Raw genomic sequence first — 22,038 nt, 5'->3', positions numbered from 1 at the left:
AAAACCCCCGCAAGCGCTGCGCCGACGGGCGAAAGCGCCGGTTTACGCGCCGACGCTGCCCCAGACCATGTTGCCTTTATGGAAGGTAGCGGTACGTGGGGAGATCCGCGCCACGGCTTCGGCGGAGCAGGAGGCATCGACCAGCACAAAGCTGGCGTCATCTTGCGCCTTCGGCCAGACTCGCTCGCCTTTATCATTCAGCGGCAGCACGTCGCCGGTAGCGATCGCCAGCGAGCGCGACAGGGTCTGCTCATTCGGGCGGATGTACAGCTGGGCGTAGAGATTGGCTTTTTCCAGCATGTCGCCAAGGCCGTACGGCGACCAGTGGTCAATCACGCTATCGGTGCCGGTCATTAAGAAGACCCCCTTTTCACGCAATTGCTGCAGCGGCATGTGCAAGGTGCCGATTGGCACGGTAGAGGCGATGGTAATTTGCTGCGCCGCCATGCGGGTGGCGATCGCGTCAACCTGCTGCTCATTCATGGTCGCCAGCGCGAAGGCGTGGCTGATGGTCAGCTTACCTTTCAGCTCCGGCGTCTTTTCCACGGTTTCCACCATATAGTTCACCGCCGCCACGCCCGCCGGGCTGGTTTCATGGAGGTGAATATCGACCCCTTTATTGTAATCCAGCGCAATCTGGAACATGGTATCGAGCGACTTTTCCATCGCGCCATCGACGTTGGTCGGATCGAGACCGCCCACGTAGTGCGCGCCAGCCTGCATGGCTTCGCGTACCAGCGATTCCGATTTCGACAGCAGCAACCCGTGCTGCGGGAAGGCGACGATTTCGCAATCGAATCCCGGTTTACGCCGCGCTAGCACTTCTTGCAGGTTTTCGAGGTTTTTTAGCCCGGATACCGGTTCGATATTACAGTGGCTGCGGGCGATGCTGGAGCCTTTGGATTGAATCAGATCGATAAGCTTCTCAGCATGCGCCTGGGTGTATGGCTGTAGCTCCGGCAACAGTTTTTGCTCGAGCTTGATCATATCCTGAATCGTGGTGCCTGCCGGACGGTTCAGCGAACGCCACGGGCCGCCGTAAAAGGTTTTATCCAGATGGATATGCATGTCGCGCATTGCTGGCAGCATCAGCTTACCGCCCGCGTCGTAGCGCGGCAGCGTGGCGTCCGGGTGGCTCTTATTGCCGCGCAGAGCGATGATTTTGCCGTCTTTTATTTCCAGCGTTTGCAGTTCGGTACGAGTATGAACGACCACGCCGTTTTCATACTCGAAGCCGCTTTCCAGCAGCACATTATCGAGGTAGTAATGCTTATCGGCGATGTTGACCGCGCCTTTATTATCACAGGTGGCGGTGGATGGCTGGCTGCCAGCGGCATACACCGCAGGCGCGCCCGCTGCCAGCAGGGCGGCGGCGGTGACCATTTTTCCGCTTTGAGTTAGAAATTCACGACGGCTATTGTCTTTGTTCATCCTTTCTTCCTTATCGCCTGGCGAACCAGGCTTAGTCATGCACAATATGGGTTCCCGTTTCGCCGCGCAGCGCGGCAGGCAGACATTCCGGCGTGGTGATGATCACCCGCTTGCCGCCGTGTTGCAGGAACGCGAGGCTGGCGACGATTTTTGGCAGCATGCTGCCCGCCGGGAAGTGGCCTTCCTGCATATAGCGGGTCATTTCACTGATGCCGACGGTATCCAGTGCCTGCTGATTAGGCTTGCCGAAATTGACGCACACTTTTTCAACGCCGGTGGTGATCACCAGAATATCAGCATGAATTTCGCGGGCCAGTAGGGCCGTTGAGAGATCTTTATCGATCACCGCATCCACACTCTGGTAGTCGCCTTGCGGGCTGCGAACGACCGGGATCCCGCCGCCGCCGGCGCCGATCACCACAAACCCTTGCTGGGTCAGCGCCTTGATGGCCTCGGCTTCGACGATGCGCTTCGGCTCCGGCGAAGCGACAACCCGACGATAGCCGCGGCCGGAATCTTCGACAAAGCGCCAGTCAGGATGCGCCTGCTGCAGTTCGTCGCGCTGGCTTTCGCTAAAGAAAGCGCCGATAGGCTTGGTCGGGTGGGTAAAGCCCGGATCGTTTTTATCGACCTCCACTTGCGTGACGACGGTGACCGCCTTTTGCTCGCCGCGCTGGGCGAGGCGGTTATTTAGCGCCTGCTGAATCAGGTAGCCGATGCCGCCCTGGGTATCGGCGACGCAGTTAGCCAGCGGCGTCAGCGGCAGGCCCTCACGCTCGTGGGCAATCTCGGAACGGCGTAAATCAAGCCCGACCTGCGGGCCATTGCCGTGGGTCAGCACTACGTTATAGTCTGATGCCAGCATCTCCAGCACCGTGCTGGCCACCGACTTGACGGCCTCAGCCTGATGTTCGATCGACTGGCTGGCGTTGTCTTTAATAATGCTGTTGCCGCCAATGGCAACGACGATGAGTTCTTTCATATCTGACTTCCGATACAGAAGGTGATGTGGTTATTGTTATTGTGAGGTTGTCGTGGGAACCCGGCCTGGCGTCGCGCCGCCGGGGATTTCCCGGGGTCGGCGTAACCGCCTCGCCCGGGCTACCACGTTATACGTCGTAACGTTCGCACCAGCGGAGGATCGCTTTTTCGAAACAGGCGAACGGCGGGTGGACGATACCGGCGCCGATCATGCCGATCCCGGCGTCTTTATGGGCGATAGCGGTGTTGATCACCGGTAAAATACCGCTGCCGCCGACACGGGTGATGTCGATAGCGGTCGGGATCCCCATAAAACCGAGCAGCGGAATGGTCACGTTCGGGTTTTCGCCAAGGGTGATTTCACGCATCTGGCGTGAGAAATCGACCGCTTCTTCCACCGTTCCGCCAACCAGCGCGACGATAGCTGGCGCCGTTGCCATGGCGAAACCGCCGATGCCGTAGGTTTCGGTGATGGCGCTGTCGCCGATATCCAGACCGGAGTCTTCCGGTTTAAATCCGGCGAACATCGGGCCGATAACCTGCTGGGCCGGCCCGGTAAACCACTGCCCCGGCAGACCGCTGACGCGCAGACCGAACTCGACACCGTTACGCGCCATGGTGGTCACTACGGTGCTGTATTCAATGCCGTGGGCTGCGTCCATCGCCGCTTTACACATCGCCATCCACGTCGGGCCGGAGAAGTAATCGCTGCTGGCGACGAATTCGAACACCTCGCGCTGCTGCTCTACCGAATAGCCTGCCTGGATGATCCCCGGCGTCAGTGCCTGAATCAGCAGGGTGGTGCCAGCGTTGTTGCGGTTATGGCACTCGTCGCCCATGTGCAGCGCCTGCGCCAGCATTAAGCGCAGATCGATTTCGCCGATGATCTTCATGGCGTCACGCAGCATGGGGCCCTGCACATCGCGCATCCAGTTCAGGCGATCGATAACGCTCTGATCGTTGGCGCCCATGCGCAGGATCTTGGCCATCTGTTCGCTCATGTTGGTATAAGCGATGTTGCCGTAGGTTTTGTTCTCGACGATGTGCATGAACATCGATGCCGAGGTTACGCCCGCCATCGAGCCGACGCAGTCGTGTTCGTGGCACGGGGAGAAGGTGATTTCGCCGGATGCGGCCAGTTCGGCGGCTTCATCCAGATCCTTCGCCAGTCCTTCGAAGACCAGCGCGCCGGTGACTGCGCCTTTCATTGCGCCGCACATGTTTTTCCATTCAACCGGCGGACCGGCGTGAAGAATGGTTTTCGGCGTCATGCCCGGAACGACGTTGATTGCCTGGTCGAAGCCAATCAGCACCGGGTGAGATTGAATAATACGCTCCAGCGCCTGCTGGTTAGCGGCGGCGATTCTGTCCGCCAGCGCTGAGTCGGCGATGCGGTCCAGCGCCTCGACAACCTGCATATTGCCCTGGCCCGGCGGCGTCCAGTCGAGCTGGGTGACGGCGGTGTGTTGTTTTTTCAAATCGTCGCTGAACATGGCGATACCGACGTTAATCACGTTCAACGGTTGGTTAAATAGCGACTGGCTCATCAGGCTTCCTCCCCTTTGCAGATAAATTCACGCGCCAGCAAACCGGTATTGGTGCTGCTGCTTGCCAGAATGACGCCCGCATCGAGCAACATCTGGCGCTGTTGTTCCAGCGATGGCGTATCGATATCGGTGCCTAAAACGTAAGCGAGGATCGTCAACGAACGGCCATCGGCGGCGGCAATCGCCTTCGCTTCTTTGATCGCGTCGATCGTTGAACCCACCGGATCTTCGTGCGATCCAAAGCCGAGCACGAAGTCCATCACGATAACGGCAACTTCGGGATCGCGCGCTTCCTGCAGCAGGCGGCTGATGCGGTTGGTCGGGTCGATCATCGGGTGCGGTTTACCGTTGGTGAAATCGTCATCGCCGAAATCGAGGAAGGTGTGCTTGATGCTACGGTTGATGTCGCTCAGGCGATAAGCCGGATCCGGCTGAATGTTGCTGTAAACGTCAGCGTGTTTTTCCAGTACCGCGAACATGGTTTCATCGCACAGAGTACCGCCGCAGAACAGGCCGCGAATGTACTTCTGTTGCGGCGTCAGTTGCGCGCGAACGTCGGCGATGAGCGCCTGGTTCAGCGGATGTAGGTCGAGGCTCTCTTGCTTAATGCCGCTCAGCAGAACGGCTTTCAGCGCCGCTTCTTTGGTGCCGCGGGCGAATTGTAGCCCTTGCTCGTCGGCTGGCGGTTCGGCGCGGCCCAGGAAGCAGACAACCACCGGTTTACGGCAGGCGCGGGCGCGTTCCAGCACTTTTTTCGCCACTGCCGGAGCAGGTGGCTTAGAGACGAGGGCGATAATTTCCGTTTGCGGATCCGCTTCGAGCATCTGAATCGCGTCGAGCATCATCAGGCCGCCGATTTTTTCGCTCAGGTCGCGACCGCCGGTGCCGATAAGCTGGGAGATGCCGCCGCCGAAATCATGGATGCGTACGCTCAGTTCCTGGCTGCCGGTGCCGGAGGCGCCGATGATGCCGATGTTGCCGCGGCGTACCGCGTTGCCGAAGCACAGCGCCGCGCCGTTAATAATGGCGGTGCCGCAGTCCGGCCCCATCATCAGCAGACCTTTCTCGTGGGCCAGCTGTTTCAACGCCAGCTCATCGTCAATGGAAACGTTATCGGAAAACAGCATCACGTTGAGATCGTTTTGCAGCGCCTGGCGCGCTTCGCGAGCGGCAAACATACCGTTGACTGAAATAATGGCCAGGTTGCTTTCCGGAATATGCTTTTTGGCGCTGCTCAGGGTGGCATAGCGCGCTTCGTGCTGGCCGCTTTCCGCTTTTTTGCTGAACAATTCTTCAATTTCGGCCAGAATCTGCTCGTTATCGGCGCCGTCTTTGCCATTGATGACAATCATCAGGTCGCCGTTTTTCGCCGCTTCCAGCTCCGGCGTCAGCAGTCCCAGGTTATTCAGAACCCCTTTGTTCATTTCGGTCGCCATCGCCACAAATGCCTGCTCCACGCCGTCGAGCTTATTGGCGCGGGTGGATATCGACATTAATGAGACGGAATCAAAATAGGTATTCTTCTTCACGACTATTTTAACTGACATAATTCCCTCCATACGTTTGGCTCAGCGCGCAGGCATCCGCCATGCCCAATAGCATGTCGCTGCCAGAACTTGAGCCAATATTTTTAATATCGGCAATAGCCTCAATAGAAAAGGTTGTGGGTTGATTAATCATGAGGTTAATCAACCCGGCGATACTTTCGCGATAACGCTGGTTAATGGCCGCCTCCAGCGTAATCGCGCTGAGCGGCGTGGTATTATTCCTGGCGCACTGCAGCGCCGCTAAAAATACCTCCCGGAATGAATTGGCCGGGTGTCCGTCAATAAATAAAATAACGCTAAGCCCCACCAGATAATCATCCGCCGATGGCGTCAGGCCAATACCTAATCCGAGCATGTTGGCGATGGCAGCGCTGATATTTTTATTTTCATAAAGCGCGCTAAATAATACTTCTCGTCGTTGCTGTAATTCTCGCCCCATCGCTTTATAAAACGGATTATCGCCGCGATAGAGAAATAGCGTGTCGTCCTCATGGAGTTGCTCAACGATAATGTCTTGCCATCGTCGCCAGGCTATCCGGGTAAAGTCTGCGGGGCTTAATGCGGCCCTCGGCGTATGCCAACGATGACAGTTGCGGATGTCTATCCATTTATCATCGCCAATGTAAATACCTGAATCGGTAAACCGGACGCTTTCCCCTGGCCGGAACAGGTGGTCAAAGTGGGTGAGCGCTAACCGACAGCTATTGGGTGCATTGTCGTAGGCGGCGCACAGTAGCGTCATGAGCCCGGGCTTGCCGGGGATGAGCAGGTTGACCGCACGCGAGAAGACCTGCTCGACCCGTCCGCCGCCGCGTTGCGAGAGGAAACTCTCATCCGCAGTTAGCGCTTGCACACACCGCCGTAAGGAGGTGTCGATAGTGGTGCTCCTTCCTCAGGCTCCGGCGGCGACCAGCAGTTGGGCAATCTCGGTGAAGCCCTTGTCCCATGCCAGTTCCAGCGGCGATTTACCATATTTATCGGTCATATGCGGATTGGCGCCGTGGTCCAGCAGGAGCTTAACGATCTCCTGCTGCGTCGCGCCGCCGTCGTTTAAGACAATGGCTTCCAGCAGCGGCGTCCAGCCGACGAAATTGGTGTGGTTGACGTTAATCTCGGTTTCAGCCAGCAGTATCTTCACGATTTCCAGATGACCTTTTTCGCAGGCCGGCGTCAGGCCGACGCCGCCAAAGCGAGTTAAACGTTCGAGGTCAGGGTTTGCTGGCAGAATTAAACGCAGTAGCTCGACGTCATTATTCAGGCAGCTCAGTAAAAACGGGTTAAAACAGGTTTGGTCCTGTTTATCAATATCGACGCCAGCGGCAATCAACACAGCAACGCAGGCATAATGTTTATTCAGGCTAGCCAGCGTAATGGCGGTTCGCCCCTGGCGATTGCAGGCGTTAATATCCACGCCGCGTGCTAAACAGGCTTTTAATTTTTCGACATTTCCCTGATCCGCAGCCAAAAGATATTCAGCAATACTATTTTCCGTCGCCATCATCTTACTCCTGTTGTTGCGGCTGAGACTTTTTTTGATGGATTGAGCATAGCAACCAAAAATCGATAAAAGAACCCGCTTAAATTTTATTCGCCATAACTCGGCTGATTATTGAATGGATTTTAATAATCGATACAGACTGTGCGGTAGAGCAATGTTTAATTCTTTGCGGCTATGCCCCTTAACTCAATCGGGTTTTATTTCGATATAGTTGCAGCCAGAAAGTAACGCCATTGACCTATTTTTTTCAGAGGGGAAAGATATGAACGGACTCACCGCTACGGGGATCACCGTCGGTATTTGCGCAGGCGTCTGGCAGCTGATTTCCTCGCACGTTGGGCTGCAGCACGGTTGGGAATTATTGGGAACCATTGGCTTCGTCGCGTTTTGTAGTTTCTATGCGGCAGGAGGCGGCAAGGCCGGGTTTGTTAAGAGTCTGTTCGTCAACTATTCCGGGGCGGTGTGGGCCTGGTTAGCGACGCTGGCCGCCGGGGCCATTGCGTCGGCCAGCGGTATCTCGGGTTTCTGGGCAAGTGTTATCACCACGGTGCCATTTTCTGCGGTTATCGTCTGGCAAGGGCGCTTTACGCTGACCTCGTTTATTCCCGGCGGTTTCCTCGGCATGACGCTGTTTTTCGCCACCGGGTTGAACTGGACGGTGACCCTGTTGGGCTTTCTGGCGGGCAACTGCGTCGGCTTTATTTCGGAGTATACCGGGCGAAAACTCAGTGAGGCGACCAGCAAAGGCGACGCCTGAATCCGTCTCTGGTATTAAAAGTTTTTCAAAAATGATTGCCCAACCATCATGGCAGCAAATACATTCAACCCAGGTATGGGTTAATGGAGGCGGGAAGGGCGCATGAACTCAATTTTTACTGAAGAAAACCTGCTGGCGTTCACCACTGCGGCGCGTTTTGGCAGTTTCAGCAAGGCGGCTGATGAGCTGGGGCTCACCACCTCAGCCATCAGCTATACCATCAAACGGATGGAGGCCGGGCTGGACGTGGTGCTGTTTACCCGCAATACCCGCAGCATCGAACTGACCGAATCCGGCTACTACTTGTTTCGTAAGGCGACCGACCTGCTTAATGATTTTCATGCCATTAAGCGTAGCATCGACACGATCTCTCAGGGGATCGAGGCGCGTGTGCGCATCTGCATTAATCAATTACTATACACACCGCGCCATACCGCCCGCCTGTTGCAGGTGCTGAAAAAACAATTCCCCACCTGCCAGATCACGGTGACCACCGAGGTGTACAACGGGGTCTGGGATTCGATCATCAACAATCAGGCAAATATCGCCATCGGCGCGCCGGACACGCTGCTCGACGGCGGCGGCATCGATTACACCGAGATCGGTTCGATCCGTTGGGTATTCGCCATCGCTCCCGATCATCCGCTGGCGTTTATGCCGGAACCTATCTCTGAAAGCCAGCTGCGGCTCTATCCCAATATCATGGTTGAAGACACCGCCAGCACCATTAATAAAAAAGTCGGTTGGCTGCTGCACGGCCAGGAGGCGATCCTGGTTCCGGATTTCAACACCAAGTGCCAGTGTCAGATCCTTGGCGAAGGGATCGGCTTTTTACCTGACTATATGGTGCATGAAGCCATGGCCGAAAAGCTGCTGGTGATCCGCCAGATCCATAATCCGCGTCAGGATTCCGGTATGCTGCTGGCGACGCAGCATGCGGCGACCGGCCAGGTGACGCAGTGGATCAAAAAGGAATTTCGTCCCGGCGGGGTGTTAACCGCGATCTATCGTGATTTATTACATCGCGAATGGGGAAAATAACCCCGGCACACATATCTTTACGTCAAAACTCCAGCTGTGGACTTTCCCCCTCGCTTTGTCTTATATATATTTCCTTGGGTCGGTGAGACAGGATAGTACGACGGTGGACACGGGGAAGATGAATAGCAGTTTTGGCCATATTCATGCTTGCTACCAGAAGCTGCGGCTTGACGCGCATCTGCCGGAAGTGACGGCCTGCAGCGAGAGCGTCGAGTTTGCCGCCGGCGAGCCGTTTCAGCCGCAGAGCGGGTTCATTTACTTTCTGCTGTCCGGGCAAATCACCCTGGCCGTCAGCGATCGGGAGAATCTGTTGGGTATTGTGATCGAGCATATGCCGCTTGGCCTGCTTGAACACTATTGTCCGCTGCTAGCGTTACGGTATCAGTGCCTCGACCACTGCCGTTTTGCCCGAATCACGATGGAGAATTTTGAGCGTATCTTCTTTCACTCTTCGCCGGAGTATATGAAAGAGCTGGCGACGATTCTGGCTTACATGGGGATTTTCGCCCTGGATGCGCACAATGAGCGCAGCAACCTGTCCGGTTTTCAGACCATAAAGTCGATGCTATCCCGCTATCTGTACCGTAATGAGATCGATAGCGGAAAACGCGAAAGCCTGTCCGCTTTTATTATTAAACGGACCCATCTTTCCCGCAGCTATGTTTATCAGGTACTGGCGGCGTTGAAAGAGGGCGGCTATATCACGGTAAAAAAAGGTCGGCTGATATCAATTGACCGGAAAATACCGGACAAATTCTGACTACGATGATGCGTCACAAGGGCAATGCATGCCCGGTATGCTGACGCCTGAAGAAAACTAAATTTTAATTTTATTAAACTCTCTGGAGTTATTTTATGACCCTGGATTATATTGCTTTAGCCATCCTGATTGCGGTGGTATTGATACTATTTTATGGCATTATCGTGATTCACGATATTCCTTATGAGATTGCCAAAAAACGCAACCATCCGCATCAGGATGCGATTCATTACGCCGGTTGGGTGAGTTTGTTTACCCTGCATGTGCTGTGGCCGCTGCTGTGGATCTGGGCGACGCTGTGGCGCGAAGACCGCGGCTGGGGAATGCAGAAGCTTAATGAAGAACAAAGTGATTTGCATCTGCGTCTGGACGCGATGCAGGTGGAATTGAATCGTCTAAAAAATAGCGCCGCGAATCAGGAGGGGAAATAATGGAAACGTTATTACTGCTGTGTTATGCCGCTTTATGTATCGTTATTTTTAAAATATTCCGTATTCCATTAAATAAATGGACGGTACCGACTGCGGTATTAGGCGGGGTGGTGATTATCGGTACGTTGATTCTCGGAATGAATTATAACTTCCCGTATACCGAAGTGGGTAAACAGGTTTTTCGTACAGTGCCGATTGTTTCGCAAACCCGTGGCCGGGTAACCAGCGTACCGGTACAAGCGAATCAAATGCTGCATAAAGGCGACGTCCTTTTCACCATTGACCCGACGCCGTTTCAGGCGAGGGTGGATGACCTGAGCGCTCAGGTGAAAGCCGCCAGTCAGGATGCGCTGTCGCTTGATGCTTCGCTGAGCAGCGCGCAGGCTGATTTAAGCAAAGCGGTGGCCGAACGCGATCAGGCCCAGCGTGAATATGCTCGTTTCCAGGCCGGTCATGATAAAGGCGCATTCTCCGATCAGATGGTCGATACCCGCCGTCAGAGCTGGAAAGCGACGCAGGCGGCGGTTGACGCGGCCCAGGCGAAAGTGGCTCAGGCGCGTAACGATCTGAATTCCGTGGTTCACGGTGAGAACACCAAAGTCGCTTCGCTGCTGGCGCAGCTGCGCGAGGCGCAATTTAAGCTCGACAATACCGTGGTGCGTGCGCCGTCTGATGGCTATGTGAGTACCGTCGGCCTGCGTCCGGGGACCATGTCTACTGCGTTGGGGCTGGCGCCGGTGATGACGTTTGTGCCGGTGAATAATGTGAATTCGCGTGAATACGTCGCCGCTTTTCGCCAGAACGCGCTACAGCGTTTGCAGAAGGGCGAGCAGGCTGAACTGCTGTTCCCGTCGATTCCGGGCACCGTCTTTAAAGCACAGGTAGCGGATGTCTTACCGGCGATTGGCGAGAGCCAGTTTCAGGGACAGGGTAAACTGCTGACCGCAAACGATCTGGATACCCATGGCCGCGCGTTGGTGGTATTGAAAGTGACCGACGATCGTCTGGCGAGCTATCAGCTGCCGCAGGGCGCCGATGTTGAAGCCGCAGTCTATTCCGAACATTTTGAGCATTTGTCGCTGATCAGAAAGATCCTGATCCGCATGAAAAGCTGGGAGAGCTATCTTTATCTCGATCACTAAGCCTGCAGATGCTGAGGGAAAAAACGATAGGGCAGTTTTAAGAACTTTTCCTAAAGCAAATAACAGAGGCTTATGCCATGCTGAATGTGACTCGTAACATAAAGCATGCGTTAAGAGAGGATAAAATATGAAAAAAGCAATGATTGCACTATCAGCTATTCTGGTCGCTTCTCCGGTATTTGCGGCAACCACTACACATGCAACCGATGATACCGTCGCCGCCGCGCATGAAGGCGCGAACACGGCGAAGGAAAAACTACACCAGGCGCAGAATCAGGGCGAAGAGATGAAACTCAAGTCCAAACATGCTGCTGAAGGGAAAACCGATAGCGTCGGCAGCCAGGTGAGTGAAGGCGCGCAGAAAACCTGGGATAAAACCAAAGAAGGTGCCGAGAAGGGTTGGGATAAGACCAAAGAAGGTACTGAGAAAGGCTGGAACGCCACCAAAGAAGGCGCCAGTAAAGGTTGGGATAAAACCAAAGAAGTCAGCGAAAAAGGCTGGGATAAAACCAAGCAAGGCGCTGAAGATTTAAAGAATAAAGTCTCTGAGTAAATATTGACTCACGGAGATTAAAAAAGGTCGCGAAAGCGGCCTTTTTTGTCTCTGGCGATCGTGAAATAGGCTCTCTGGCGTATCTCTGATTTAGCCAGGAATAGTCCTGGATGTTTTTCTCATCACTATTTCTCCACATTTACGGGGTAAAAAAGAGATATATCAGGAGGTGTACGATGAAAAAGATTATTTCTCTGGCGGTTATTTTATCTTGTGTGCTGAGTGCTCAGGCTTTTGCTGATGGCCCGAATGACGGCCATCGTCCGGGGCAGCAGCAGGTCTGGCAAAATGGCCCGGATCACGGCGGCCAGGATGGGCACCATCAACAGGGCGGCAATGACCACCGCGGCGCGGATCGCAACGGTCGCGACGATCACCATCAGGAGCGTCATGAGCAGGATCATTTCGCCTGGAACGGTAACGACTTCCGCAAAGGTCATCCGGCGCCGGAACATTACCGTGGCGATCATTATCGCGTCAACGACTGGAACGGCCGCGGCCTGCCGCGCCCGCCGGAAGGCCAACATTGGTCTTATATCAACGGTAACTACGTGCTGATTGCCGCGGCGACCGGAATTATCACTTCGATTCTGGTGAGCGGCGCACTCGGCCACTAAATGCAGATACCCGTGGCTCCGGGGTATCGCATCAGAGCCGGGTCAGGCTAATGTCTGACCCGGTTTTTTTATGCCCGCGATTCGTAATAGCTGTTGAGCCGCGCTAAGGCAGAAAACGGATCCGCAGCCTTCCCGGCGCGAACCACAGAACGATTACTTTTTGTTCAGGTCGTCATCCGGCCAGTATTTGTAACCGTTTACCATCGCCTGGGCCGCCAGCCCTTTCTCGGTAATTTCGTAAACGTTCACTTTTGACGGCAGCGAAGCGGTGTCTTTTGCCACGCCGTTGGCCGATGCGCCGACCGGAGCCACGCCTTTGTCGTCATATTTCGCCGCCGCGTTGGCGTCTGCGCCGACCATATAACCATGGGTAATAAAATTATTCAGCGCCGCTTTGTCGTGGAATACCAGCACGGTACGCAGCTGTTTTACTCCCATCCCGAGGCCTGCGCCGCCCTGGGCCATCTTCATATAGGTCTCTTTGCCGGTGGCGCTATTTTTCACGATGCCGTAGCCGCTGCCGAATCCGAAGAGCAAAATTTTGCTGCTATTGCTGGCGAAGACCGCGTAGCCGTCCGAATGCTGGATATCGCTACGCGCTTGCGGATGCAATGTGTAGAGCTTGCTGAGCGTATCGCTACGCATCTTTTGAATACTGGCGCGTTGCTGGCTGGCGGTGTCGCCCTGCGCGCTACAGCCTGCCAGCGCTACAGCAGCTGCGAGTAAAAGTGTTTGATATTTCATGGTGTTATTTTATTTAAATCTGCAACAAAGCGGTGATGGTAGATTAAATACTGGTAAGTGGCCCATAAAATAAACGTTTATATTTAAATTTTGCTATTTTAAATGGCTATTATTCTGTCGGTTGGTCTTATTAAAAAATAAGATGAGTAGCCTTCCAGGAATTAGAAATCCTGCTTGCATAAACTTTCTGTCACGATAACTTGGTAACTCCTTAATTTATTTCCCGGAGAACGGCATGACTGATTGTGTAATTCCAGAAATTAAAGCGACAGAAGATGAAATGATTTCTATCCGACATTATTTACATGCCAATCCGGAATTAAGTCTTGAAGAGTTTAATACCAGCGAGCTGGTTGCCGGGAAGCTGGCGGAGTGGGGGTATCGGGTGACCCGTGGTCTCGGCAAAACCGGCGTTGTCGGTAGCCTGAGCAAAGGCGATTCGCCGCGCACCATCGGCCTGCGTGCGGACATGGACGCGCTGCCGATTGATGAAACGACCGATTTACCCTGGGCCAGCACTGTACCGGGGAAAATGCATGCCTGCGGCCATGATGGCCACACGACGATTTTGCTGGCGGCGGCCAAATATATTGCTTCGCCAGCTTGCCAGTTTAACGGCACGGTCCATCTGATTTTTCAGCCGGCGGAAGAAGCCATCGGCGGTGCCGATCTGATGATTAAAGATGGCTTGTTCGAACAATTCCCCTGTGAACGCATTTTTGGTCTGCACAACATGCCGGGGCTGCCGGTTGGCAAGCTGGGCTTCTATGCTGGCAACTTTATGGCGTCGGCGGACACAGTCAAAATCACGATTACCGGCTACGGCGGCCACGGTGCGCATCCGGAACGTACCGTTGACCCGATCGTTGCCGGTGCAGCGTTGGTGATGGCCCTGCAGAGCATTGTGGCGCGCAACGTGCCGCCGGGTGAAACGGCGGTGGTTAGCGTGGGGACTTTCCAGGCCGGGATCGCTTCTAACGTTATTCCGGAAAGCGTGGTGATGGAGCTCAGCGTGCGGGCAATGAAGCCGGAAATCCGCGACCTGCTCATCAAGCGTATTAACGAACTGACCGAATTTACCGCCAAAAGCTATGGCGCCAGCAGCGAAGTCGAGATTTACGACTCCTACCCGGTATTAACCAACAGCAGCGAAGAGACCGATTTCGCCCAATCTCTGGCGCTGGAAGTATTCGGCCGCGAAGGGGTGCTGGAGTCGGTATCGCCGATGAACGCCAGCGAGGATTTCGCTTTTATGCTGCGCGAACGTCCAGGCAGCTACTTCTTGCTTGGCAATGGCGAGAAAGGCGAGAAGGGCGGTTGCATGGTGCATAACCCCGGCTACGATTTTAACGATGACATTATTAGCACCGGCGCGACGCTGTTCGCTCGCTTAGTCGAAACGCACTGCCGTTAATCTCTGGAGGAGACCTGGAATGAAAAAATCACTACTGCTATGGCTGGCATTAACGGCTTCGACGTCGGCGCTGGCCGATGGGGTGAAAGAAATTCGCTTTGGCGTCGACCCGACCTTCGCGCCATTTGAATGGAAGGATCCGCAGGGCAAGCTGGCGGGTTTTGATATCGATTTGGGTAATGCGATTTGCCAGCAGCTGCAGGCGAAATGCGTGTGGGTGGAAAGCAATTTCGACGGCATCATCCCGGCGCTGAAGGCGCGTAAATTCGACGCGATTCTGTCGGGGATGTACATGACCGAGAAGCGGAAAGAGCAGATTGCCTTTAGCGATAAACTGTACAACGGGCCCGTTTTTCTGGTGGCGCGCAAAAATACCCTTAAGGGCAACACGCCGGAACAGTTGAAGGGAAAAACCATCGGCGTGGAGCAGGGATCGGCGCAGGAAACCTATGTTAATCAATACTGGCGACCGCAGGGGATTGATATTGTCGCCTATCAGGGCGCCGATAGCGTGGTCCGCGATCTGGAATCCGGCCGCCTCGACGGCGCGGTGCTCTCCGGCATGATGGCCGACTACAGCTTCCTGCAGCAGCCGCAGGGCAAGGAATTCACCTTTGTCGGCGGGCAGTTGCAGGATAATAAACTGTTTGGCGCCGGGGCGGCGATTGGCCTGCGTAAAGATGACAATGCGCTGCGCGAAGAGATTAATGGCGCGATTGCGAAGATCCTCGCCGATGGCAGCTACAAAAAATTGGCCGGGAAATATTTTAGCTTTGACGTTTATTCCGGGACATAATGTCAGAGTGTACCCTGCGGGCATGGACTGCCCGCCGCAAGATTCCTTTTCTGATTATCCAATCGACATCCTCTTCTGACCCTACGGTTATCTGAGGGAAACAGAATATAAGCTAAGGAGTAATCGGCATGATGACACGTCCATTGGGCAAAACGGGATTTTCCATCGCCCCATTAGTATTTGGCGGTAACGTTTTTGGCTGGACCATTGATGAGAAAACCAGTTTTGCCATTCTTGATGCTTTTGTTGACCACGGTTTTGATGCTATCGATACGGCGGATGTTTACTCCCGCTGGGCAGATGGCAATCAGGGCGGCGAATCCGAAACCATTATCGGCCGCTGGCTGCAGGCGCGTCCCGGCATGCGCGATAAAGTTAAAATTTTCACCAAAGTCGGTTCGGATTTAGGCCTTCCCGGCCACAAAGGGCTGAAAAAAGCCTGGATTCACCAGGCGATAGACGACTCTCTACGCCGCCTCAATACCGATTATGTCGACCTCTATTTCGCCCACTGGCCGGATGCGGAAACACCCATTGACGAAACGCTGGAAGCCTTCCAGGCCTTGCAGCAGGCGGGCAAAGTGCGGGCGATTGGCGCTTCGAATCTCGACGCCGGGCAGCTGTCGTCGGCGCTGGAAGTGGCGCGTAAAGGCGGTCTACCCGCCTGGCAGGTGTTGCAGCCGGAATATAATCTCTATCATCGATCCGCTTTCGAAGGGGCGCTGCGCGATCTTTGCGTGAGTCGCGATATTGGCGTGGTCACCTACTACAGCCTGGCCTCCGGCTTCCTGAGCGGCAAGTACCGTCAGCAGTCCGATCTGGCGCAGAGCCAGCGCGGCGGCGGAATCGGTAAATATCTTAACCCGCGCGGAATGCGGATTATCGATACCCTGGTGGCGGTGGCGGAAGAACACAACGCGAAGCCAGCCGAAGTGGCGTTGGCGTGGCTGATGAGCCGTGAAGGTGTCACTGCGCCGATTGCCAGCGCCACCAGCCTGGCGCAGGTGGAGAGTTTCGCCCACGCGGCGGCGCTAAGTCTGAGCGGCGAGCAGGTGACGCGGCTGGACAGCGCCAGCGCCTGAGTGTCCCCCTCCCCGTTCTCTCCCTGCTTGCGCTGCGCTTAGCAGGGCTACGGGGGCGATAAATGGCACGAAATGTAGGTCGGGTAAGGCGAAGCCGCCACCCGACAAAATCGGCACCACCGGGGCTTTCCCTGCTCGCGCTGCGCTTAGCAGGGCTACGGGGTAACAAATGGCGCGAACCGTAGGTCGGGTAAGGCGTAGCCGCCACCCGACAAAATAACGGTACCGCCGGGTTTTTCCCTGCTCGCGCTGCGCTTAGCAGGGCTACGGGGTAACAAATGGCACGAAATGTAGGTCGGGTAAGGCGTTAGCCGCCACCCGACAAAATAACGGCCCCACCGGGAATTTCCCTGCTTGCGCTGCGCTTAGCAGGGCTACGGGGCGATAAATGGCACGAAATGTAGGTCGGGTAAGGCGAAGCCGCCACCCGACAAAATAACGGTACCGCCGGGAATTTCCCTGCTCGCGCTGCGCTTAGCAGGGCTACGGGGCAACAAATGGCGCGAACCGTAGGTCGGGTAAGGCGTTAGCCGCCACCCGACAAAATAACGGTGCCACCGGAATTCTCCCTGCTCGCGCTGCGCTTAGCAGGGCTACGGGGTAACAAATGGCGCGAACCGTAGGCCGGGTAAGGCGAAGCCGCCACCCGACAAAATAACGGTGACACCGGAATTCTCCCTGCTCGCGCTGCGCTTAGCAGGGCTACGGGGGCGATAAATGGCACGAAATGTAGGTCGGGTAAGGCGAAGCCGCCACCCGACAAAATAACGGCACCGCCGGAATTCTCCCTGCTCGCGCTGCGCTTAGCAGGGCTACGGGGTAACAAATGGCACGAAATGTAGGTCGGGTAAGGCGAAGCCGCCACCCGACAAAATAACGGTGACACCGGAATTCTCCCTGCTCGCGCTGCGCTTAGCAGGGCTACGGGGTAACAAGTGGCGCGAACCGTAGGCCGGGTAAGGCGTTAGCCGCCACCCGGCAACGCAATATTACCCCTGATGATGCGTCACATTCAGGATTTTGGCGCTCGCGCCGACGGGGAAATTGCTTAAGGCGCCAAAATCGCTGCCCTGATAGCCCATGATCTTACCGTCGGTGCGCATCTGTTGCAGATCGATAAGGATCACCCCAAGCGTCGGAATGATTTTTTCCCGCCAGACGAACAAATACAGATCCTCTGCAACCTGCACATAGTGGCAGCGATCGACATCCGCCAGCCCCTTTTCCACACCATCCAGACACTGCCAGGCGTAAAAGTTATCGTTGAGATACACGTGCTCATAACGCTCGGTCGGGCTATAGGTGTACTGATTGCGCATGCCGACCAGCGCATGGGTAAATGTTGGTAGCGGTCCCGGTTGTGCATCCAGGCGAGCGAAGACAAAGCGCGCCTCGACCGCGGTGAGTGGCAGTCCTTGCTCGACCCGGCTAAAGGCGTCCAGCCGCGCGGCCGCTTCATCCGGTAGCTGGCCATAGACCAGCGTGGCGTTACGCTGCGTCAGGTTGCATATGGCGCTGATGCTGGCGTTATTACGCTCCGGGTCAAGGATATCGATAAACAGAATATCGGGGCGCAGGGCAGTGGCCCGCCAGGGCGTGCGCTTGCCGTTCCAGCGTAGCGTCTGCTCATCTTCAATCACCAGTTGCAGCGGTTCGTTGTCAGCGACATAAAAGGTCAAGCGCTCGCCTACGGGTAGGTGAGCTGGGGCCAGCAGGTTGCCGTGGGGGGCAAAACCATCGGCCAGCGCGCCAACCTGGATAAATACGGCTTCTGAAGTCATGTGGGCTCCTTAATAGGGGGGTCAACAAAAGGCGAGCGTGGGAACATCAACGATACTGGCGCCGCCATCGGCGACCAGTGTGGCGCCACTGATGATGGCGGCCTGCGGTGAGCAGAGAAACTGACAAGCCTGAGCGATCTCCTCCGGGCTGGCGGGGCGGCGCAGCGGAACATCGCGGCACACCCGTTGATAAGCCTCGGTAAGCGACAGTCCCTCAGCCTGCATCAACGGGGCCATCTCTTCATCCGCCATCGGAGTGGTGACCCAGCCGGGGCAGATGGCATTGGCGCGCACGCCTTGTGGGCCGTAATCGCGGGCGATGGAACGCATCAGGCCGATTAATGCGTGTTTGGCGGTGACGTAACCGCAGGCCTGCGGCCCGGCGGCGAGCGAGGCGATTGAGGCGACAAACAGTACGTTGCCGCGGCTGGCGATAAGCGAGGGCAGGCAGGCGCGGACGCTGGCAAATGCGCTATTCAGATTACCGTCCAGCGCTTCACGCCACTGGCGGTCGCTGGTCTCGGCAGCAGCACTGTTGCCCATCCCCCCGGCGCTACAGATGGGCGCGTCGATGTGTCCCGCCTGGTCGATAATCGCCGGCAGCAGCCGTTCACGCCAGACTTCTCCGTCGGCGGCATCGCCCGCCAGCGCCGTCGCGCCGGTTTCATCGGCAATGGCCTGCAGCAGCGCTTGCCGTCGTCCGGTGATAAATACCCGATCGCCCGCTGCGCTCATTCTCCGCGCGCAGGCGGCGCCAATTCCGCTACCGCCGCCGGTGATAACCACAACTCTCGTCATTCGTGTACTCCTGGAAAGAGGGTTCCGACTACCTTAAAAAGCGAATCAATTCCCGGCTATCGTCCGGAAGAACGAGAGCCGGGTACGATCAGTGGCTCTCGCTCACAGGAATCGCCTGTGGCGCCGGAACCGGCTTCATGGTTGAGGGATCGACCGCCAGATAGCGCCCGGTTTTACTGTCAATACCGACGTAATCAATCATCTTGCCCTGCGCTTTAGTAACCATGGTGCGTTTAGCAAATGCCTCGTAGGCGTCGCTCATGGCTTTGACCCGGTCGGGATGAAGGGCCGCGACATCGTGCGTCTCCAGCGGATCGTCATGCAGATTAAACAGCTGCCACGGCGCGTCGCCGGCGTTGAGACCAAGCTTCACCAGCCGCCGCAGCTTCCAGTCGCCATCGACCCAGGCCGCCTGATTATGCAGCTCGACGCCGTATTTTGAGCGCGGCGGCGTCTGCGTTTCACCGGTCAGATAGCGTTTAAAGCTGACGCCGATCATCGGCAGCACCGGCTTACTGGACAGCGATTTGTTCGGGTCAATGCCGGCAAATTCGTACAGCGTCGGCGCGACGTCGTAGACCGCCATTGTCGAGGTGTCGATTTTGCCGCCGTGAGTAATTCCCGGGCCCGAGATCATAAAGTCGGTGTTGATACCGCCCTGGGCGCTGGTGGTCTTATGGTAGTTGGCGTAAGGCGCGTTGCTGACGTTGGCCCAGTGCGGGCCGTAAGAGACGAACGAGCCTTTGCGGCCAACGTTGTCATAGCTGTTATCGAACTGCTTCCAGAACTCCGGCGTAGATTCGTAATAGAAGCCCTGCGCCGGGTTGGCGCCGTTATCGGTTAAGAAGACCAGCAGGGTGTTTTTATCGCGCCCGGTCTGTTTCAACGTCTCCATCAACGTGCCGATTTGCGCGTCCATATTGGCGATCATCGCGGCATATACCTGCATCACTTTCGCCGTATATTTCTGCTGCTCCGGCGTCAGCGCGTCCCACTCTTTATCTAGTTCCAGATGCGGCAGCGGGGTATCGTCATGAATTATCCCCAACGCTTTCAGGCGGGCGATACGCTGGCGGTAGACCTCGGCGTAGCCCTGCTCATACTGGCCTTTGAAGCGTTTAATCCATTCATCCGGCGCCTGCAGCGGGTCATGCGGCGCGGTGAAGGCCAGCCAGGCGAAGACTGGCTGAGCCTGAGGAGTGTCCTTAATCCAGCTATTCATCTGGCGGGCGTAGGCTTCGCTGGAGTAGAAATCGTCCGGCAGGGAGACGCGCTCGCCGTCGCGGGTATAGTAGGTATGGAACGCTTCGACGGTACCCAGCGGTATCGCGTCATTGAAGTGGCTGGTGCCGCCGCCCATAAAAGCAAAGGAGTGATTAAAACCGCGGTCTTTCGGCGTGGAGCCGGCGACGAATCCCAGGTGCCATTTGCCCGCCATCAGGGTGTTATAGCCGGCATCTTTAAAGCGCTCGGCCATAGTGGTGACGCGATCGGTCAGGCGCAGTTCGTAGCCCTCTTTGCCGATGGTACTGTCGTACCACCACATGCCGCCCATTCCGGCCTGCTGGTTGCTGTTGCCGGTGAGCAGCATCGAGCGGGCGGGAGCCGACATCGGTGAGGTGTAATACTGACTCATGCGGATACTCTGCTCGGCCATCGCCTGGAGATTAGGGGTAGGGATCTCGCCGCCGAAGGGGCTGATGTCTGAATAGCCCATATCATCGGCGATGATCACGATGACGTTCGGATGCGTATTCTGCGCGCCGTACGCGCCGCCAGCGAGGATCATGCTGACCGCCGCGGCCATGGCTTTTTTGTTCAAGACGGATTCTCCTGTTCAGAGGGGGATTATCATCAGGGCAAAGGGCTACGCCGGATGCGCGGCCCCGACAAATGCGGCTCGCCAGGCTTTCAGGCCGTTAAGATCGCGGGAAAAGGGGTGCAAGGGGGCGAGAATTTCGCTAAAGAAGCGGTAATAACCGCCGCAGAGTCGGTTGTGACCGGCGGCGTTAAGGTGGGCGGGGCAGCCGCCCTGGCAGACCATTTTTACTGCGCAAGCACGGCATTCACGGCGCAGGCTTTTTTGTTGGCCAAAAGGTAACTTCACGGCGGCATCGACGGCTTCGTTCAGCGTCTGCTCGTCGAGGCGGCCAACCCGGTGCCCGGCATTGATCAGGTGATCGCAGGCGTAGAGTTGCCCGTTGGGCTCCATCACCAGATTGGTGCCGCAGCGGGCGCTGTGAACGCAACTGCCGCTGGTGTGGGTGAAGTATTGCGCCCACGCCTGCTCGATGTTTATCACAAATACCCGGCCCCTATCGCAGCGCTTCTGCCATTGTCGCCAGATGCCGACCATAAAGCGCCCCCAATTATCCGCGCTCAGCTGATAGCCCTGCCGCAGCGCCTCGCCTTCGCTCATCAGCGGCTGGAATTGCAAATAGCGCGCGCCAAGGCTGACAACCTGGTCATAAATCGCCGCCGCGTGCGCGGCCATTTCGTTATGCACCACCACCAACAGGTTAAATTCCACCTGATGCTGGTGGAGCAGGGCGATACCGCGCAGCGCCGCCGGCCAGGTCGCCTGCCCGCGTTTATCCAGACGATGGTGATTTTGCAGCGCTTCATTGCCCTCGAGGCTAACGCCGACGATAAAGCGATGCTCGCGAAACAGCCGACACCAGGCATCGTTGATCAAGGTACCGTTGGTTTGCAGGCTGTTGCTGATGGTCACCCCATCGGGGGCATAGCGTTGCTGCAAGGCTATCGCTTTTTTATAGAAGCTCAACCCGGCCAGTAGCGGCTCGCCGCCCTGCCAGACGAAGTTGATTTCACGCGCGCTGGCGGGCTGCGCGGCAATATAGCGACGGATAAACTGCTCCAGCCGCGCCTCGTCCATCTTCTTGACCGGCGCCCCATCCTGCGGGTAGTAGCAGTAGCGGCAGGCGAGGTTACAGGCGGGGCCAATCGGCTTCATCAGAATATGAAACGGCACCGGCGAGCGCGGTTCAACGGCCAGTGGAATTTGCTGCTGGCGTAAGGCGGCGATATTCAGCATCGGCTTATCCTCAATTAATTGCTGGCACGGTTAGTCGTATTCAGGCAACAGCAAGTCAGGCGT

21 protein-coding genes are annotated in these 22,038 nt (G+C 56.3%); 10 read left to right on the top strand and 11 right to left on the bottom strand.

The genetic code is table 11. The annotated features are described in order from the left end of the window. Positions 1–42: 42 nt before the first annotated feature. From PYR66_17305 to PYR66_17280, 6 genes are all read right to left on the bottom strand, one after another. On the bottom strand, positions 43–1,431 hold the full coding sequence (locus PYR66_17305) for an amidohydrolase family protein (GenBank protein WEF27042.1): 1,389 nt from the start codon (positions 1,429–1,431) through the stop codon (positions 43–45). A gap of 31 nt (positions 1,432–1,462) precedes the next feature. Continuing rightward, positions 1,463–2,413 (bottom strand): carbamate kinase family protein, encoded by a 951-nt coding sequence (locus PYR66_17300; protein WEF27041.1) that lies wholly within the window; start codon positions 2,411–2,413, stop codon positions 1,463–1,465. 127 nt (positions 2,414–2,540) lie between these two features. After that, positions 2,541–3,959 carry a DUF1116 domain-containing protein gene (locus PYR66_17295; GenBank protein ID WEF27040.1) on the bottom strand — a complete coding sequence of 473 codons (1,419 nt, stop codon included), beginning with the start codon at positions 3,957–3,959 and terminating at the stop codon, positions 2,541–2,543. Beyond that, positions 3,959–5,506 carry an acyl-CoA synthetase FdrA gene (fdrA, locus tag PYR66_17290; protein ID WEF27039.1) on the bottom strand — a complete coding sequence of 516 codons (1,548 nt, stop codon included), beginning with the start codon at positions 5,504–5,506 and terminating at the stop codon, positions 3,959–3,961. Before fdrA ends, PYR66_17295 begins: the two co-directional genes overlap by 1 nt. Next, positions 5,496–6,359 (bottom strand): DUF2877 domain-containing protein, encoded by an 864-nt coding sequence (locus tag PYR66_17285; GenBank protein WEF27038.1) that lies wholly within the window; start codon positions 6,357–6,359, stop codon positions 5,496–5,498. Before PYR66_17285 ends, fdrA begins: the two co-directional genes overlap by 11 nt. Positions 6,360–6,398: 39 nt before the next feature. After that, entirely contained in the window at positions 6,399–7,004 is a 606-nt protein-coding gene (locus PYR66_17280; GenBank protein WEF30487.1) for an ankyrin repeat domain-containing protein, read from the bottom strand. Between the two features lie 262 nt (positions 7,005–7,266). Here PYR66_17280 and PYR66_17275 point away from each other — a divergent pair, with 262 nt between their 5' ends. The 7 genes from PYR66_17275 to PYR66_17245 all read left to right on the top strand — a co-directional run bounded on the left by PYR66_17275 (position 7,267) and on the right by PYR66_17245 (position 12,305). After that, positions 7,267–7,761, top strand: coding sequence for a DUF1097 domain-containing protein (locus PYR66_17275; protein ID WEF27037.1), 495 nt, complete (start codon positions 7,267–7,269; stop codon positions 7,759–7,761). A gap of 102 nt (positions 7,762–7,863) precedes the next feature. Then, positions 7,864–8,802, top strand: a complete 939-nt coding sequence (locus tag PYR66_17270; protein WEF27036.1) for a LysR substrate-binding domain-containing protein — start codon at positions 7,864–7,866, stop codon at positions 8,800–8,802. A 118-nt stretch (positions 8,803–8,920) separates the two neighbouring features. Continuing rightward, positions 8,921–9,562 carry a helix-turn-helix domain-containing protein gene (locus PYR66_17265; protein ID WEF27035.1) on the top strand — a complete coding sequence of 214 codons (642 nt, stop codon included), beginning with the start codon at positions 8,921–8,923 and terminating at the stop codon, positions 9,560–9,562. 95 nt (positions 9,563–9,657) lie between these two features. Beyond that, positions 9,658–9,993 (top strand): DUF3302 domain-containing protein, encoded by a 336-nt coding sequence (locus PYR66_17260; protein WEF27034.1) that lies wholly within the window; start codon positions 9,658–9,660, stop codon positions 9,991–9,993. Continuing rightward, complete coding sequence (locus PYR66_17255; GenBank protein ID WEF27033.1) at positions 9,993–11,135, top strand: HlyD family secretion protein; 1,143 nt, start codon at positions 9,993–9,995, stop codon at positions 11,133–11,135. The genes PYR66_17260 and PYR66_17255 overlap by 1 nt, the downstream gene beginning before the upstream one ends. Before the next feature lie 127 nt (positions 11,136–11,262). Then, the gene (locus PYR66_17250) at positions 11,263–11,688 is read left to right on the top strand and encodes a hypothetical protein (protein WEF27032.1); all 426 of its coding nucleotides are present in this window, start codon (positions 11,263–11,265) and stop codon (positions 11,686–11,688) included. 176 nt (positions 11,689–11,864) lie between these two features. After that, positions 11,865–12,305 (top strand): RcnB family protein, encoded by a 441-nt coding sequence (locus PYR66_17245; GenBank protein WEF27031.1) that lies wholly within the window; start codon positions 11,865–11,867, stop codon positions 12,303–12,305. Positions 12,306–12,458: 153 nt separating this feature from the next. Here the strand turns inward: PYR66_17245 and PYR66_17240 are convergent, their stop codons facing one another. Continuing rightward, positions 12,459–13,049, bottom strand: a complete 591-nt coding sequence (locus PYR66_17240; protein WEF27030.1) for a YSC84-related protein — start codon at positions 13,047–13,049, stop codon at positions 12,459–12,461. A 235-nt stretch (positions 13,050–13,284) separates the two neighbouring features. Between PYR66_17240 and PYR66_17235 the strand changes: the two genes are divergently transcribed. The 3 genes from PYR66_17235 (at position 13,285) to PYR66_17225 (ending at position 16,341) form a co-directional block, all read left to right on the top strand. Further along, complete coding sequence (locus tag PYR66_17235) at positions 13,285–14,463, top strand: M20 family metallopeptidase (protein ID WEF27029.1); 1,179 nt, start codon at positions 13,285–13,287, stop codon at positions 14,461–14,463. A gap of 19 nt (positions 14,464–14,482) precedes the next feature. Further along, a complete protein-coding gene (locus tag PYR66_17230) occupies positions 14,483–15,259 on the top strand; it encodes an ABC transporter substrate-binding protein (protein ID WEF27028.1) in 777 nt (258 codons plus the stop codon). 128 nt (positions 15,260–15,387) lie between these two features. After that, a complete protein-coding gene (locus PYR66_17225) occupies positions 15,388–16,341 on the top strand; it encodes an aldo/keto reductase (GenBank protein ID WEF27027.1) in 954 nt (317 codons plus the stop codon). A 989-nt stretch (positions 16,342–17,330) separates the two neighbouring features. On the opposite strand, the gene PYR66_17220 is transcribed toward PYR66_17225, so the two are convergent. From PYR66_17220 to PYR66_17205, 4 genes are all read right to left on the bottom strand, one after another. Next, entirely contained in the window at positions 17,331–18,122 is a 792-nt protein-coding gene (locus PYR66_17220; GenBank protein ID WEF27026.1) for a MoaF C-terminal domain-containing protein, read from the bottom strand. 21 nt (positions 18,123–18,143) lie between these two features. Next, a complete protein-coding gene (locus tag PYR66_17215) occupies positions 18,144–18,920 on the bottom strand; it encodes an SDR family NAD(P)-dependent oxidoreductase (protein WEF27025.1) in 777 nt (258 codons plus the stop codon). 88 nt (positions 18,921–19,008) lie between these two features. Beyond that, positions 19,009–20,742: an arylsulfatase gene (locus PYR66_17210; GenBank protein WEF27024.1), complete on the bottom strand. Its 1,734-nt coding sequence runs from the start codon at positions 20,740–20,742 to the stop codon at positions 19,009–19,011. Between the two features lie 45 nt (positions 20,743–20,787). Beyond that, positions 20,788–21,975 (bottom strand): anaerobic sulfatase maturase, encoded by a 1,188-nt coding sequence (locus PYR66_17205; protein WEF27023.1) that lies wholly within the window; start codon positions 21,973–21,975, stop codon positions 20,788–20,790. Between the last annotated feature and the right edge of the window lie 63 nt (positions 21,976–22,038).

It is taken from the genome of Klebsiella aerogenes, assembly GCA_029027985.1.
Taxonomy (GTDB): domain Bacteria; phylum Pseudomonadota; class Gammaproteobacteria; order Enterobacterales; family Enterobacteriaceae; genus Klebsiella; species Klebsiella aerogenes_A.
This window is presented reverse-complemented; position numbering and strand designations above follow the sequence as displayed.

Excerpts from the sequence above, each read along its gene's own strand:
- PYR66_17235 (WEF27029.1), top strand. The coding sequence starts at position 13,285 with ATGACTGATTGTGTAATTCCAGAAATTAAAGCGACAGAAGATGAAATG.
- PYR66_17230 (WEF27028.1), top strand. The coding sequence starts at position 14,483 with ATGAAAAAATCACTACTGCTATGGCTGGCATTAACGGCTTCGACGTCG.
- PYR66_17250 (WEF27032.1), top strand. The coding sequence starts at position 11,263 with ATGAAAAAAGCAATGATTGCACTATCAGCTATTCTGGTCGCTTCTCCG.
- PYR66_17265 (WEF27035.1), top strand. The coding sequence starts at position 8,921 with ATGAATAGCAGTTTTGGCCATATTCATGCTTGCTACCAGAAGCTGCGG.
- PYR66_17300 (WEF27041.1), bottom strand. The coding sequence starts at position 2,413 with ATGAAAGAACTCATCGTCGTTGCCATTGGCGGCAACAGCATTATTAAA.
- PYR66_17225 (WEF27027.1), top strand. The coding sequence starts at position 15,388 with ATGATGACACGTCCATTGGGCAAAACGGGATTTTCCATCGCCCCATTA.
- PYR66_17245 (WEF27031.1), top strand. The coding sequence starts at position 11,865 with ATGAAAAAGATTATTTCTCTGGCGGTTATTTTATCTTGTGTGCTGAGT.
- PYR66_17270 (WEF27036.1), top strand. The coding sequence starts at position 7,864 with ATGAACTCAATTTTTACTGAAGAAAACCTGCTGGCGTTCACCACTGCG.
- PYR66_17260 (WEF27034.1), top strand. The coding sequence starts at position 9,658 with ATGACCCTGGATTATATTGCTTTAGCCATCCTGATTGCGGTGGTATTG.
- PYR66_17275 (WEF27037.1), top strand. The coding sequence starts at position 7,267 with ATGAACGGACTCACCGCTACGGGGATCACCGTCGGTATTTGCGCAGGC.
- PYR66_17280 (WEF30487.1), bottom strand. The coding sequence starts at position 7,004 with ATGGCGACGGAAAATAGTATTGCTGAATATCTTTTGGCTGCGGATCAG.
- fdrA (WEF27039.1), bottom strand. The coding sequence starts at position 5,506 with ATGTCAGTTAAAATAGTCGTGAAGAAGAATACCTATTTTGATTCCGTC.
- PYR66_17220 (WEF27026.1), bottom strand. The coding sequence starts at position 18,122 with ATGACTTCAGAAGCCGTATTTATCCAGGTTGGCGCGCTGGCCGATGGT.
- PYR66_17295 (WEF27040.1), bottom strand. The coding sequence starts at position 3,959 with ATGAGCCAGTCGCTATTTAACCAACCGTTGAACGTGATTAACGTCGGT.
- PYR66_17205 (WEF27023.1), bottom strand. The coding sequence starts at position 21,975 with ATGCTGAATATCGCCGCCTTACGCCAGCAGCAAATTCCACTGGCCGTT.
- PYR66_17240 (WEF27030.1), bottom strand. The coding sequence starts at position 13,049 with ATGAAATATCAAACACTTTTACTCGCAGCTGCTGTAGCGCTGGCAGGC.
- PYR66_17255 (WEF27033.1), top strand. The coding sequence starts at position 9,993 with ATGGAAACGTTATTACTGCTGTGTTATGCCGCTTTATGTATCGTTATT.
- PYR66_17215 (WEF27025.1), bottom strand. The coding sequence starts at position 18,920 with ATGACGAGAGTTGTGGTTATCACCGGCGGCGGTAGCGGAATTGGCGCC.
- PYR66_17305 (WEF27042.1), bottom strand. The coding sequence starts at position 1,431 with ATGAACAAAGACAATAGCCGTCGTGAATTTCTAACTCAAAGCGGAAAA.